Raw genomic sequence first — 13,153 nt, 5'->3', positions numbered from 1 at the left:
GCGACCGCGCGGCGCCCGGCTTGCCCGAGAGCGCCCGCATAGCGCCCGCATGGCGCGCACCTGCCTCCCGACGCGCCTTTCGCCTGCTCCTGCGCGATCACGTACGCCTACTCCGGCGTGATCACGTACGCCTCGGTGATCACTCTCATCGGTGAGGTGCGCGCGGACGCCGGCCCGGCACCCGTCGGGGCACATCGGGACACCTTTTCCCGACGGCTCCCCGGGCCGTGAAACCCCGCCCCCGACCGCCGGAGCTGATCGTTCCGAAGCCCTGACCTGCACCCCTCCCCTTGCCGGGAATCGTTGCCATTTTCGCAGGTCAGAGCAGATGACAACGGTGTTCAGTGCCGCGTTGCCAGATACCCCCCACCCGTAGTTCACTGTCCACCGCGACCAGCGAACAACAGACCGATGACCGACGCGGGAGGGCGGCTCCATGGGGGCTGGGCACGATCACGGACACACGCACGGGGCACCGACCACGGGGACGGCGGCCAACGCCTACAAGGGGCGGCTGCGGATTGCGCTGAGCATCACGATCACCGTCATGGTGGCCCAGATCGTGGGCGGCGTCATGGCCGACTCGCTCGCGCTCATCGCGGACGCGGCCCACATGGCGACGGACGCCGTGGGCCTCGGCATGGCCCTCCTCGCGATCCACTTCGCGAACCGCCCGCCGACCCAGAACCGCACCTTCGGCTACGCACGCGCCGAGATCCTCGCCGCGCTCGCCAACTGTCTGCTGCTGCTCGGCGTGGGCGGCTACGTGCTCTACGAAGCGGTCGAGCGGTTCTTCACGCCGGCCGAGACCCAGGGCGGGCTCGCCGTCTTCTTCGGCCTCTTCGGCCTCGTCGCGAACATGATCTCGCTCTCGCTCCTGATGCGCGGCCAGAAGGAGAGCCTCAATGTGCGCGGCGCCTTCCTGGAGGTCGTGGCCGACACCCTCGGCTCGGTCACGGTCATCGTCTCGGCGACCGTCATCATGCTCACCGGCTGGCAGGCGGCCGACCCGATCGCCTCGCTCGTCATCGGCTTCATGATCGTCCCGCGGACGGTGAAGCTCCTCAAGGAGACCTTGAACGTGCTCCTGGAGTCGGCGCCCAAGGACGTCGACATGGCCGAGGTACGGGCCCACATCCTCGCCCTGCCGGGCGTCGAGGAGGTGCACGACCTGCACGCCTGGACGATCACGTCGGGCCTGCCCGTGCTCTCCGCCCATGTCGTGGTCGGCTCCGACACCCTCGACGCGATCGGCCACGAGAAGATGCTGCACGAGCTGCAGACCTGCCTCGGCGACCACTTCGACGTCGAGCACTGCACCTTCCAGCTGGAGCCGAGCGGCCACGCCCAGCACGAGGCGAAGGTCTGCCACTGAGCCACGACCGGGCCACCACGTTGCGTGCTATCGTGGCCAAGGATCTTTGAGCGCCGAGCAATGAAGGAGGTGGGTTGATGACTGTCGCGCCGAGCGCTGCTCTCGCACTGCGCAGCGACACGTGCATCCCCACTTCCCGGGCTCACGGCTGACATCTCGTACGTTTCTTCCGTACGGCCTCTTCGTACCGCCTTCACGCGTACCTCTTCGTACCCGTTTCGCGCGCCTGCGTCCGGCACGTCTGCCGAGCCCCTCACTCAAGGGTTTCCCACGTTGACCGACAACACCTCCCTCACCGACGCCTTCTTCGCCCTGCACCACGGGCTTCCCCGGCAGGGCCCGGGCTCCGACGCCACCACCCGGCGGCTGCTCTCCTTCGTGGGGGCGCTGCCCGAGCGGCCGCGCGTGCTCGACCTCGGGTGCGGACCCGGCCGGGCCGCACTGCTCCTCGCCGCCGAGGCCGGCGCCGAGGTGACCGCCGTCGATCTGCACGAGCCGTTCCTCGACGAGCTCCGCGCGTCCGCACGGGCGCGCGGCCTCGACGGGTCCATCACGGCCGTCAACGCCGACATGACCGAACTCCCCTATCCGGATGGTTCGTTCGATCTCATCTGGGCCGAGAGTTCGGTCTACGGCATGGGCTTCGACAGGGCGCTGACCGCCTGGCGGCGCCTGCTCGCACCCGGTGGCGCGCTCGTCGTCACCGAGTGCGAATGGACGGCCGCCGAGCCGTCCGACGCCGCCCGCGCCTTCTGGGACCGGCACTACGCGCTGCGTACCGGAGAGGACAACATTCGAGCCACCGCACGCGCCGGGTACTCCGTGCTCGGCGTGCACCCCCAGCCGGAGTCCGACTGGGAGGAGTACTACGGCCCGCTGGCCGCACGCGCGGACGCGGCGGACCCCAGCGCTCCCGGCATGGCCGAGGCGCTCGCCGCCACCCGCGAGGAGATCGCGATGCGGCGCGAGCACGGGACGGAGTTCGGTTACACGGGCTACGTCCTGCGTCCCGCGGACGCCTGGCCGACCCGTCCGGAGACCCCGGCCGACGTCGCCGTCGTGCACGCCGTGAACACCGCCGCCTTCGGGACGGAGGCCGAGGCGGACCTGGTGGACGCGCTGCGCGCGGACGCTGACGCCTGGCTGCCGGGACTCTCCTGCGTCGCCGAGGCGCCGGACGGCTCGGTGGTGGCGCACGCGCTGATCACCCGCTGCCGGGTGGACGGCGCGCCCGCGCTGGCGCTCGCGCCCTGCGCGGTCCTGCCGGAGTACCAGCGGACGGGGGCCGGCTCGGCCGTCATCCGTGCCGTGCTCGACGCGGCACGCGCGCGTGGCGAGCGGCTCGTGCTCGTCCTCGGGCATCCCGAGTACTACCCGCGGTTCGGATTCCGGCCCGCTTCCGGCTACGGAATCCGGCCAGGATTCGAGGTGCCCGACGAGGCGATGATGGCGCTCGTCCTGGACGAGGACGACGGTTCCTCGCCGTTGCCGCAGGGCACGATCAGGTATCCGGCCGCTTTCGGGGTCTGAGGCCTCGGGGGCGTCTCGGCCAGAGACGCCCCCGCGTGTCCCGCCGTACCGTCCTCGGCGGGACATGCGGGTCCCTGGAGTGTCGGGAGTGTCCGGAACGTACGGCAGACTTGGGACTCGAACGACCGAAGCGAAGGATGGGTATGCCGATCACACCTGCCACCGCGGCGAACAGCTCGTCGAACGGCACCGGAGAAGCGATCTTGCTGGAACTCGTGGACGAGGACGGCAGGACGATCGGCACGGCGGAGAAACTCTCCGCTCATCAGGCGCCCGGGCAGCTGCACCGGGCGTTCTCCGTCTTCCTCTTCGACGAGCAGGGCCGGCTGCTGCTGCAGCAGCGCGCCCTCGGCAAGTACCACTCCCCCGGCGTCTGGTCGAACACGTGCTGCGGCCACCCCTACCCGGGCGAGGCGCCGTTCGCCGCGGCCGCCCGGCGTACGTACGAGGAGCTGGGGGTCTCGCCGTCGCTGCTCGCCGAGGCGGGGACCGTGCGCTACAACCACCCGGACCCGGACTCGGGGCTGGTGGAGCAGGAGTTCAACCACCTGTTCGTGGGCATGGTGCAGTCGCCGCTGCGGCCCGACCCCGCGGAGATCGGCGACACCGCGTTCGTGACGGCCCAGGAGCTGGCCGAGCGGCACGCCAAGGGGCCGTTCTCCGCGTGGTTCATGACCGTGCTCGACGCGGCGCGGCCCGCGATCAAGGAGCTGACCGGACCGTCCGCCGGCTGGTAGCCGTGCGACGGGGCCGCGCGCGCTAGGCGCCGTCGGGCTTGAGGGGCAGGGCCGCCCAGATGACCTTGCCCCCGCTCGCGGTGTGCTCGACGTCGCAGGCGCCGCCCGCCTCCTGGGTGATCTCGCGGACGAGGAGCAGCCCCCGGCCGCCCGTCTGCCCGTGGTCCGCCACGAGGGCCGTCGGGCGGTAGGGGTGGTTGTCCTCGACGGACACGCGCACCCACTCGGCGCCGACGGCGACCTCCACCGCGAGCATCGGCGAGAGCAGGGCGGCATGGCGCACCGCGTTGGTCACCAGCTCGGAGACGATGAGCAGCAGGCCCTGGATGAGGTCGTCCGAGGCCGGGACGCCCTGCCGGGCCAGCAGGTCCCGCACCGCGTGCCGTGCCTGGGGCACGGAGGCGTCGACGGCGGGGGCGGTGAAGCGCCATACGCCCTCGTACGGCACCGGTCCGTCGCCCCTGGGGAGCGGGCCGGACCCCCTCCCGTCGTTCTCCATCGTCCGGTCGCCGCCCTTGCGCTCGATTGTCACCACACATCGAGTGTTGGGAATGCGCTGGTCCGGACCGCGCTACTGACCAGAAGTCAGCGACTATCGACGGATTTTGATCGGTCCCGCATGACCGCGTCACTTGTGTGACTGGTCCTGCTCTCCTACTTCTGCCTTGGAACGTTCTTCAGGTTGTACGAGGCTGACGATGCGGCGCCCGCCGATGCCGGTGGCGATCAGGCCGAGGCCGTCGAAGAGCAGCGCCAGCGAGAAGAAGCAGCCGATGACGTACTGACTGCTGCTGGGCCAGCCGGCGAGCACCAGGATGCCGATGAGCAGGCCGAAGGCACCCTGCAGCAACGTCAGGGCGAACTGGGGACCGCGCACCACCAGGCTGCCGACCAGGCGGAACACCCCGCCCGTGAGGAAGAGCAGGGCCGCGAACATGGTCAGCGCCTCCGCCGCCACGTCGGGCCTGCGGATGATGACGACGCCCGCCGCGAGGTTCAGCGCGGCGACCACGACACCCAGCCAGAAGAAGTTGCTGCCCCGCGCCTGGACGGCGTGCAGCAGGCCGACGAAGCCACCGACCAGCAGGAGCCAGCCGAACAGCAGCATCGAGGTCAGCGTGGCGACCCCGGTGTAGACGAGTCCGACGAGCCCGGCGACCGCGAGGATCACCCCGAGCAGCGCGAGCCAGCCGAAGCTGCGGCTGAGCCGCGCGCCCGGGTCGCCCGCGCCCCCTCTCCCGGATCTTCCGGGCTCGGCGGGGTCCATGGGCGTGGTGGGGTTGGCGTCCTCGAGTCCGGCCATCAGCGTCTCCGTCCCGCTCGGCAGAGCCTTCTGCGCCCTATGCTCCCTGTGCGTCTTTCGTCCCACCCCTTCTTGATCGTACGTTCGAGGGGTACGGATAGCATCCGGCGCATGGAGCCGCAGCTGAGGCACACCGTCACGGACGGCGTCGCCACCGTCGTCATCGACCATCCGGCCAAGCGCAACGCCATGACGGCGGACATGTGGCGCCAGGTGCCGCCGCTGTTCGCGGGGCTCGCCGCCGACCCGGCCGTGCGGGCCGTCGTGCTCACCGGCGCGGGCGACACCTTCTGCGCGGGCGCCGACATCTCCTCGCTGCGCGAGTCGCCGACGGACCCGCAGGAGCTAGCGGTGCGGGCCGAGGAGGCCCTGGCCGCCTTCCCCAAGCCGACGGTGGCCGCCGTGCGGGGTTACTGCGTGGGCGGCGGCTGCCAGCTGGCGGGCGCGTGCGACCTGCGGTTCGCGGACGAGGGCGCCTCCTTCGGGATCACCCCGGCCAAGCTGGGCATCGTCTACGCGGCGGCGTCCACCCGGCGCCTGGTCTCGCTCGTGGGCCCCGCCACCGCCAAGTACCTTCTCTTCTCAGGGGAGTTGATCGACGCGGAGCGGGCACTGCGCACCGGTCTGGTGGACGAGGTGCTGCCCTTCGGCGAACTGGACAAGCGGGTCGCGGAGTTCACCCGGGTGCTCGCGACCCGCTCGCAGCTGACGCAGGCCGCGGCCAAGGAGTTCGCGGCGGGGCGCACGGACCGGGACGCGTACTGGGCCGGGCAGGCGCGCGGCAGCGGCGACACCGCCGAGGGGGTCGCCGCCTTCCTGGAGCGCAGGCAGCCGCGCTTCACCTGGACCGTTCAGGACGACTGAGCCGTCACCGGTCCGCCGGGTTCATCAGCTCGTCGAACCGGCTCGTGTCGCGGAACGAGGCCACGATGTGCGCCGGCGCCTTCTCCGGGGACCCGGCGTCGTACGGCGGCTGGGGGTCGTACTCGGTCAGGAGCTGCACGGTCTGCGCGACCTCGTCGCCCGCGATCCGGCCGGCCAGGGCGAGGCCCATGTCGATGCCCGCGGAGACACCGGCCCCCGTCACGTACTTGCCGTCGAAGACGACCCGCTCCCCCGTCGACTCCACGCCCATCCTGTCGAGCTCGCCGAGGGCGAGCCAGTGCGAGGTGGCGCGGCGTCCCTTGAGGAGTCCGGCGGCGGCGAGGGCCAGGGAGCCCGTGCACACCGACGTCGTCCAGGTGGTCGTGGCGTCGACCGCGCGGAGCCAGTCCAGGAGCGGGCCGTTCTCCACCTGGTCGCTCTGGCCGGGGCCGCCGGGGACGACCACGATGTCCGGGCGCCGCACCTCGTCGAAGGACGCGCCGGCGACGAGCGTGAGGCTGCCGCTGTCGTCGCCCACCGGTCCCGTCCGCTCGGCCACGAACACCGTCTCGGCGCCGGGGAGGCCGCTGAGCATCTGGTACGGGCCGATGGCGTCCAGGGCGGTGAAGCGCTCGTACAGGGCGATGGCGATCTGCATGGTGTCCCTCTCGTTCGGGGTGGATGGGTGGGTCATTCCGGGCGGGCCGGTACGGGACGGAAGCGGCGCCGGTACTCGGCCGGCGCCGTGCCGAGCGCCTTGAGGAAGGCACGGCGCATGGCCTCGGGAGTGCCGTAGCCGCAGGCGCGTGACACCTCCTCGACGCCGTCGGAGGTGTCCTCCAGGAGCCTGCGCGCGTGCTCGACGCGGACGCGCTCGACGTACTTGCCCGGCGTCTGCCCGGTCTCGGCCTGGAAGGCGCGGGCGAAGTGGCGGGGCGAGAGGCGGGCGCGCGCGGCGAGCGCGTCGACCGAGAGGTCCTCGGCCGGGTGCTCGGTGATCCACTGCTGGACCTCGCGCAGCGGTTCGCGCCGGGCGGTCTGCGTGGCGAGCTGGACGCTGAACTGCGCCTGGTTCCCCGGGCGGCGCAGGAAGACCACGAGGTACCGGGCGACGGTCAGCGCCACCTCCCGGCCCAGGTCCTCCTCCACGAGCGCGAGCGCGAGGTCGATGCCGGCGGTGACACCGGCGGACGTCGCGACCGGGCCGTCGCGCACGAAGATGGGGTCCGGTTCGACCTCGACGCCCGGGTGGTCCTTGGCGAGCTTGTCGCAGTACGCCCAGTGCGTCGTCGCCCGGCGGCCCTCCAGGAGCCCGGCCTCGGCGAGCCGGAGCGCGCCGGTGCAGACCGACACCAGGCGCTCGGCGCGCGGGCCGTTCGCGCGCAGCCAGCCGGTCAAGTCCGGGTCCGGCGGGCGGGTGCCCTCGCCGCCCGGGACGAGCAGCGTGTGCGGCACCGGGGCGTCGGCCAGCGCGAAGTCCGGGACCAGGGTCAGGCCGCTGGTGGCGCGTACGGGAGAGCCGTCCAGGGAGGCCGTGCGCACGAGGTAGCCGGCTCCCGGGTCGTCCAGGCAGTTGCTCGCGCCGGTGAACACCTCCGCGGGACCCGTGACATCAAGGCTCTGGACGCCCTCGAAGAGGACGACCAGGACGGTTCGCTGCTCCATGCCCCCGATTCTTGGCGGGCCGGACGATGGCCGCAATGACGAGTACCCCACCTTTCCTGCCATCCGTGACCGGGGCACGCACTCCATACCGACCAGTAGGTAGCGTGACCCCCATGACCTCTTCGACGACCTCCACCCCGGCCGCCGCGCCGCAGCCGCGCGCCGGGCGCCGCTGTCACAACGTGCTCAACTCGCTGCACTCCACGCACTACTTCTCGCCCGACGTGGCGCGGGAGCTCGCCGGGCTCGGGGTCACCCACCCCAGCGCCGTCAACTTCGCCGTGCGCGCGGCGGCCATGGGGGCCGTCGGCGCCGGGACCGTGACCGCGGCCTTCTACAACTACAAGCACGACCTGGTCGCGGCGCACGTCCCCGAGGTGTGGAGGACCGCCTCGCCCCAGGACGTGCTCGCGGCCCGGCTGCGCGCCGTCGACACGACGCTGCGGCGCCTCCTCGGCGAGGAGCTCGTCGCGTCGAAGGAGATGGCGGAGGCCGCCGGGCTCGCCCTGCGCGCCACCGAGGCCTGCACCCGCAGCGCGCGCCCGCTCTACTCGGCCCACGCCGACCTGCCCGTCCCCGAGGAGCCGCACCTGGCGTACTGGCACGCGGCGACGCTGCTGCGCGAGCACCGGGGCGACGGGCACCTCACGGTCCTGCTCGGCGCCGAACTCGACGGCATCGAGGCCCTGGTGAGCCACACCGCCACCGGCAAGGGCATGACGCCGAAGTGGGTCTTCACCACCCGGGGCTGGAACCAGGCCGAGTGGGACGCCGCCGTGGAGCGGCTGCGCGGGCGCGGCCTGCTGGACGGCGAGGGCGAGTTGACGGAGGACGGCGTGGCGCTGCGCCGCGACGTCGAGACGGAGACGGACCGCCTCGACCGGGCGCCCTACGCGCACCTGGGCGCCGCGGGCGTCGAGCGCCTGACGGAACTGGGCACGCTGTTCATCGGCACGGCGCTGCAGGCCGGCGCGTTCCCGGCGGATCTGCTCGGCAAGAGCTGAGCCGCCCCGCGCGCATGGCCCGGGACGCTTGAGGTACCCGTTCGTCTCCCGCACCGCCGGTCCTGGCGGTACCGGGAGACGAAAGGGGAGAATTCATGTTCCGTGCCATCGCGGACGTCCTGCGGCAGATCGGCTCCGCCATCGCCACCGTCGTCACCCTGCCGTTCCGTGCGCTTGCCCGGCTGTTCGGCGGAGCGTCACGTTCCACGGGCCGGGGCGGGCGCGGTGCCGCCCGTGGGGGCGGACGCACCGGCCGGGCGGGCCGGGTCTGATCGTCCGTTGTCGGCGCCACCTGCCACAATTGCCCGGCAACCTCAGTGAGAAGGCGGTACCGGATCGTGGCAGCATCGAAGACGTCCACCCCCACTCCCTCGTCCATCGAAAGCAGGATCGCCGAGGAACTCGGCGTACGGGAGCGGCAGGTGAAGGCCGCCGTCGACCTGCTCGACGGCGGCTCCACGGTGCCCTTCATCGCGCGCTACCGCAAGGAAGCGACCGAGATGCTCGACGACGCGCAGCTGCGCACGCTCGAGGAGCGGCTGCGCTATCTGCGCGAGCTGGAGGAGCGGCGCGCCGCGATCCTCGACTCGGTCCGTGAGCAGGGCAAGCTGACCGACGAGCTGGAGGCGCGGATCCGCGAGGCGGACACCAAGGCGCGCCTGGAGGACATCTACCTGCCCTTCAAGCCGAAGCGGCGCACCAAGGCGCAGATCGCCCGCGAGGCCGGTCTCGAACCGCTGGCCGACGGTCTGCTCACCGACCCCAGTGTGGAGCCGCAGGCCGCCGCGGCCGCGTTCGTGGACGCCGACAAGGGCGTCGCGGACCCGCAGGCCGCCCTGGACGGTGCCCGCGCGATCCTCGCCGAGCGGTTCTCGGAGGACGCCGACCTCATCGGCGAGCTGCGCGAGCGCATGTGGGTGCGCGGCCGTCTCGCCGCGAAGGTGCGGGACGGCAAGGAGGAGGCGGGCGCCAAGTTCGCCGACTACTTCGACTTCGCCGAGCCCTTCACCGAGCTGCCCTCGCACCGCATCCTCGCCATGCTGCGCGGCGAGAAGGAGGAGATGCTCGACCTCGTCCTGGAGCCGGAGGAGACCGACCCCGACGCCGCGCCGGGCACCCCGTCCTCGTACGAGGGCATCGTCGCCCACCGCTTCGGCGTCGCCGACCGCGGCCGGCCCGCGGACAAGTGGCTCCAGGACACGGTGCGTTGGTCCTGGCGGACCCGGATCCTCGTGCACCTCGGCATCGACCTGCGGCTGCGGCTGCGCACGGCCGCCGAGGACGAGGCGGTGCGGGTCTTCGCGTCGAACCTGCGCGACCTGCTGCTCGCCGCGCCCGCGGGCACGCGCGCGACGCTGGGCCTGGACCCCGGTTTCCGTACGGGTGTGAAGGTCGCCGTCGTCGACGCGACCGGCAAGGTCGTCGCCACCGAAACGATCCACCCGCACGTCCCGGCCAACAAGTGGGACCAGTCCCTGGCCACCCTCGCGAAGCTCGCCAAGGAGCACGAGGTCGACCTGGTCGCCATCGGCAACGGCACGGCCTCGCGCGAGACGGACAAGCTCGCCGCCGACCTCATCGCCAGGCACCCCGAGCTGAAGCTCACCAAGGTGATGGTCTCCGAGGCGGGCGCCTCGGTGTACTCCGCCTCGGCCTTCGCCTCGCAGGAGCTGCCCGGCCTCGACGTGTCGCTGCGCGGCGCCGTCTCCATCGCGCGCCGGCTCCAGGACCCGCTGGCCGAGCTCGTGAAGATCGACCCGAAGTCGATCGGCGTCGGCCAGTACCAGCACGACCTGTCCGAGGTGAAGCTGTCCCGCTCGCTCGACGCGGTCGTCGAGGACTGTGTGAACGGCGTCGGCGTGGACGTGAACACCGCCTCCGCCCCGCTGCTCGCCCGGGTCTCCGGCATCGGCGCGGGCCTCGCGGAGAACATCGTGGCGCACCGCGACGCGAACGGCCCGTTCAAGAACCGCAAGGGCCTCAAGGACGTGGCGCGGCTCGGCCCGAAGGCGTACGAGCAGTGCGCGGGCTTCCTCCGCATCCGCGGCGGCGACGACCCGCTGGACGCCTCCAGCGTGCACCCGGAGGCCTACCCCGTGGTGCGCAGAATGGTGAAGTCGACGGGCGGCGAGGTCGCCTCGCTGATCGGCAACACGGGGGCGCTGCGCTCGCTGCGGGCGGACGAGTTCGTGGACGACGTCTTCGGTCTGCCCACGGTCACGGACATCATCAAGGAGCTGGAGAAGCCCGGACGCGACCCGCGTCCCGCCTTCAAGACGGCGACCTTCAAGGACGGCGTGGAGAAGATCTCCGACCTCGCCTCCGGGATGGTCCTCGAAGGCGTCGTCACGAACGTGGCCGCGTTCGGCGCCTTCGTGGACGTGGGCGTCCACCAGGACGGCCTGGTCCATGTGTCCGCCATGTCCAAGACCTTCGTCAAGGACCCGCGCGATGTCGTCAAGCCCGGTGACATCGTCAAGGTGAAGGTCATGGACGTCGACATCCCGCGCAAGCGGATCTCGCTGACGCTGCGTCTGGACGACGAGGCGGGCGCCGCCGACGGGGACCAGCCGAAGCGGGGCGGGCGGCCGCCTCAGCAGCGGCAGCAGGGCGGCCAGGGCGGCCAGGGCCGCCGTCAGGGTGGCCAGGGCGGTCAGGGCGGCCAGGGGCAGCGCGGTGGTGGGCGTGGCGGGCAGCGCGGTCAGCGCCCGCAGCGGCAGGCTCCGCCGCCGGCCAACGACGCGATGGCCGAGGCGCTGCGACGGGCCGGTCTGGTCGACCCCGGGCGGCGCTGACGCCGACGTGCCGGGCGCCCCGGGTTCGGGGCGCCCTGGTTCGGATGCGGGGCTGAGGCCTTGTACGGGGCGGTGGTCTGCCCGGGGCGGTCGTCTCTTCGGGCCGAGGTCAGAGGGGCCGTTCGGTGACGGTTCCCTCCGCCACCTCCAGGCGGCGCGTCACGCGGACCGCGTCGAGCATCCTGCGGTCGTGCGTGACCAGGAGCAGCGTGCCCTCGTACGACTCCAGGGCCGACTCCAGCTGTTCGATCGCCGGCAGGTCGAGGTGGTTCGTCGGCTCGTCGAGGACCAGGAGGTTCACCCCGCGGCCCTGGAGCAGCGCGAGGGCCGCGCGGGTCCGCTCGCCGGGTGACAGCGTCGCCGCGGAGCGCAGCACGTGGTCCGCCTTCAGGCCGAACTTGGCGAGCAGTGTGCGGACTTCGGCGGGCTCGGTGTCCGGTACGGCCGCGCAGAACGCGTCCAGCAGGGACTCCTTGCCGTGGAACAGCGCGCGGGCCTGGTCGACCTCGCCGACCAGGACGCCCGAGCCGAGGGCCGCGTGGCCCTCGTCCAGCGGGATGCGGTCCAGGAGCGCGCCGAGCAGGGTCGACTTCCCCGAGCCGTTCGCGCCAGTGATCGCCACGCGGTCCGCCCAGTCGATCTGCAGGGTGACCGGGCCGAGCGTGAACGCGCCGCGGCGCACCCGGGCGTCGCGCAGGCTCGCCACGACCGCGCCGGAGCGGGGGGCCGCGGCGATCTCCATGCGCAGCTCCCACTCCTTGCGGGGCTCCTCGACGACGTCGAGGCGCTCGATCATGCGCTGGGTCTGGCGGGCCTTCGCCGCCTGCTTCTCGCTGGCGTCGCTGCGGAAGTTGCGGCCGATCTTGTCGTTGTCGCCGCCGCCCGACTTGGCCTTGCGGCGGGCGTTCTTGACGCCCTTGTCCGCCCAGGAGCGCTGCATCTGGGCGCGGCTCTGGAGCGCCGCCCTCTTGTCGGCGTACTCCTCGTAGTCGTCGCGGGCGTGGCGGCGGGCCGTCTCCCGCTCCTCCAGGTACGCGTCGTAACCGCCGCCGTAGAGGTTGATCTGCTGCTGTGCCAGGTCGAGTTCGAGGACCTTGGTGACGGTGCGGGTGAGGAACTCGCGGTCGTGGCTGACCACGACCGTGCCGGCGCGCAGGCCGCGGACGAAGCTCTCCAGACGTTCCAGGCCCGCGAGGTCGAGGTCGTTGGTCGGCTCGTCCAGGAGGAAGACGTCGTAGCGGGACAGGAGGAGGGAGGCGAGGCCGGCGCGGGCCGCCTGGCCGCCGGAGAGCGAGGTCATCGGCTGGTCCAGGCTCACGGCGAGGCCGAGGGAGCCGGTGACCTCCTCGGCGCGTTCGTCCAGGTCGGCGCCGCCGAGCGCGAGCCAGCGCTCCAGGCTGGTGGCGTAGGCGTCGTCGGCTCCCGGGGTGCCGTCGACGAGTGCCTGGGTGGCGTCGTCCATGACGCGCTGGGCCTCCGCCACGCCGGTGCGGCGGGCCAGGAAGGCGCGGACCGTCTCGCCGGGGCGGCGGTCGGGTTCCTGGGGGAGGTGGCCCACGGACGCGGTGGGCGGCGACAGCCGCAGCTCACCCCCTTCGGGGGCGTCCACACCTGCGAGCAGGCGCAACAGCGTGGACTTCCCGGCCCCATTGGCCCCGACGAGCCCGATGACGTCGCCGGGGGCGACGACCAGCTCCAGATCCGAGAAGAGGGTGCGGTCACCGTGGCCGGCGGCGAGATTCTTGGCGACGAGGGTTGCGGTCATCAGGGGGCGATTGTAGGTCAGGGGGTCCTGGCGGGGCGCCTTGGCTTCGTCGGTGGGGCGGGCCGTCCGGCGTCCGGCGGGTCGCGCGGTTGCCTCGTCTGTGGGGCGGGGCCGC

At 72.4% G+C, this 13,153-nt stretch carries 11 protein-coding genes and 1 pseudogene; 7 read left to right on the top strand and 5 right to left on the bottom strand.

Annotated elements, in window-relative coordinates; translation table 11 throughout:
- Positions 1–436 precede the first annotated feature (436 nt).
- The 3 genes from AOK22_RS04840 (at position 437) to idi (ending at position 3,642) form a co-directional block, all read left to right on the top strand.
- Positions 437–1,375, top strand: a complete 939-nt coding sequence (locus AOK22_RS04840; protein WP_055697299.1) for a cation diffusion facilitator family transporter — start codon at positions 437–439, stop codon at positions 1,373–1,375.
- A gap of 273 nt (positions 1,376–1,648) precedes the next feature.
- Positions 1,649–2,905: a GNAT family N-acetyltransferase gene (locus AOK22_RS04835; RefSeq protein WP_055697298.1), complete on the top strand. Its 1,257-nt coding sequence runs from the start codon at positions 1,649–1,651 to the stop codon at positions 2,903–2,905.
- A gap of 143 nt (positions 2,906–3,048) precedes the next feature.
- Positions 3,049–3,642, top strand: a complete 594-nt coding sequence (gene idi / locus AOK22_RS04830) for an isopentenyl-diphosphate Delta-isomerase (RefSeq protein ID WP_055697297.1) — start codon at positions 3,049–3,051, stop codon at positions 3,640–3,642.
- Between the two features lie 22 nt (positions 3,643–3,664).
- Here the strand turns inward: idi and AOK22_RS04825 are convergent, their stop codons facing one another.
- Both AOK22_RS04825 and AOK22_RS04820 read right to left on the bottom strand, forming a co-directional pair.
- On the bottom strand, positions 3,665–4,141 hold the full coding sequence (locus AOK22_RS04825; protein WP_055697317.1) for an ATP-binding protein: 477 nt from the start codon (positions 4,139–4,141) through the stop codon (positions 3,665–3,667).
- 129 nt (positions 4,142–4,270) lie between these two features.
- Positions 4,271–4,909, bottom strand: a complete 639-nt coding sequence (locus tag AOK22_RS04820; RefSeq protein ID WP_055697316.1) for an HdeD family acid-resistance protein — start codon at positions 4,907–4,909, stop codon at positions 4,271–4,273.
- A 147-nt stretch (positions 4,910–5,056) separates the two neighbouring features.
- On the opposite strand from AOK22_RS04820, the gene AOK22_RS04815 reads away from it, so the two are divergent.
- The gene (locus tag AOK22_RS04815) at positions 5,057–5,809 is read left to right on the top strand and encodes an enoyl-CoA hydratase/isomerase family protein (RefSeq protein WP_055697296.1); all 753 of its coding nucleotides are present in this window, start codon (positions 5,057–5,059) and stop codon (positions 5,807–5,809) included.
- 4 nt (positions 5,810–5,813) lie between these two features.
- Here the strand turns inward: AOK22_RS04815 and AOK22_RS04810 are convergent, their stop codons facing one another.
- Together AOK22_RS04810 and AOK22_RS04805 are read right to left on the bottom strand one after the other, a co-directional pair.
- On the bottom strand, positions 5,814–6,467 hold the full coding sequence (locus AOK22_RS04810; protein WP_055697295.1) for a DJ-1/PfpI family protein: 654 nt from the start codon (positions 6,465–6,467) through the stop codon (positions 5,814–5,816).
- Between the two features lie 32 nt (positions 6,468–6,499).
- A complete protein-coding gene (locus tag AOK22_RS04805; RefSeq protein ID WP_055697294.1) occupies positions 6,500–7,474 on the bottom strand; it encodes a GlxA family transcriptional regulator in 975 nt (324 codons plus the stop codon).
- 113 nt (positions 7,475–7,587) lie between these two features.
- On the opposite strand from AOK22_RS04805, the gene AOK22_RS04800 reads away from it, so the two are divergent.
- The 3 genes and pseudogenes from AOK22_RS04800 (at position 7,588) to AOK22_RS04795 (ending at position 11,273) form a co-directional block, all read left to right on the top strand.
- Positions 7,588–8,478 carry an SCO6745 family protein gene (locus AOK22_RS04800; protein ID WP_055697293.1) on the top strand — a complete coding sequence of 297 codons (891 nt, stop codon included), beginning with the start codon at positions 7,588–7,590 and terminating at the stop codon, positions 8,476–8,478.
- A 95-nt stretch (positions 8,479–8,573) separates the two neighbouring features.
- Positions 8,574–8,702 (top strand): annotated as a pseudogene (locus AOK22_RS41810) (LPFR motif small protein); the annotation flags it as partial.
- A gap of 114 nt (positions 8,703–8,816) precedes the next feature.
- Positions 8,817–11,273 carry a Tex family protein gene (locus tag AOK22_RS04795; protein ID WP_055697292.1) on the top strand — a complete coding sequence of 819 codons (2,457 nt, stop codon included), beginning with the start codon at positions 8,817–8,819 and terminating at the stop codon, positions 11,271–11,273.
- Positions 11,274–11,382: 109 nt separating this feature from the next.
- On the opposite strand, the gene AOK22_RS04790 is transcribed toward AOK22_RS04795, so the two are convergent.
- Positions 11,383–13,038: an ABC-F family ATP-binding cassette domain-containing protein gene (locus tag AOK22_RS04790; RefSeq protein WP_055697291.1), complete on the bottom strand. Its 1,656-nt coding sequence runs from the start codon at positions 13,036–13,038 to the stop codon at positions 11,383–11,385.
- Between the last annotated feature and the right edge of the window lie 115 nt (positions 13,039–13,153).

This window comes from Streptomyces silaceus, assembly GCF_001419745.1.
Classification (GTDB): Bacteria; Actinomycetota; Actinomycetes; order Streptomycetales; family Streptomycetaceae; genus Streptomyces; species Streptomyces silaceus.
This window is presented reverse-complemented; position numbering and strand designations above follow the sequence as displayed.

Bases quoted from the DNA above. Each gene is read 5' to 3' on its own strand.
- AOK22_RS04840 (WP_055697299.1), top strand. From the start codon at position 437: ATGGGGGCTGGGCACGATCACGGACACACGCACGGGGCACCGACCACG.
- idi (WP_055697297.1), top strand. From the start codon at position 3,049: ATGCCGATCACACCTGCCACCGCGGCGAACAGCTCGTCGAACGGCACC.
- AOK22_RS04810 (WP_055697295.1), bottom strand. From the start codon at position 6,467: ATGCAGATCGCCATCGCCCTGTACGAGCGCTTCACCGCCCTGGACGCC.
- AOK22_RS04815 (WP_055697296.1), top strand. From the start codon at position 5,057: ATGGAGCCGCAGCTGAGGCACACCGTCACGGACGGCGTCGCCACCGTC.
- AOK22_RS04805 (WP_055697294.1), bottom strand. From the start codon at position 7,474: ATGGAGCAGCGAACCGTCCTGGTCGTCCTCTTCGAGGGCGTCCAGAGC.
- AOK22_RS04825 (WP_055697317.1), bottom strand. From the start codon at position 4,141: ATGGAGAACGACGGGAGGGGGTCCGGCCCGCTCCCCAGGGGCGACGGA.
- AOK22_RS04790 (WP_055697291.1), bottom strand. From the start codon at position 13,038: ATGACCGCAACCCTCGTCGCCAAGAATCTCGCCGCCGGCCACGGTGAC.
- AOK22_RS04800 (WP_055697293.1), top strand. From the start codon at position 7,588: ATGACCTCTTCGACGACCTCCACCCCGGCCGCCGCGCCGCAGCCGCGC.
- AOK22_RS04820 (WP_055697316.1), bottom strand. From the start codon at position 4,909: ATGGACCCCGCCGAGCCCGGAAGATCCGGGAGAGGGGGCGCGGGCGAC.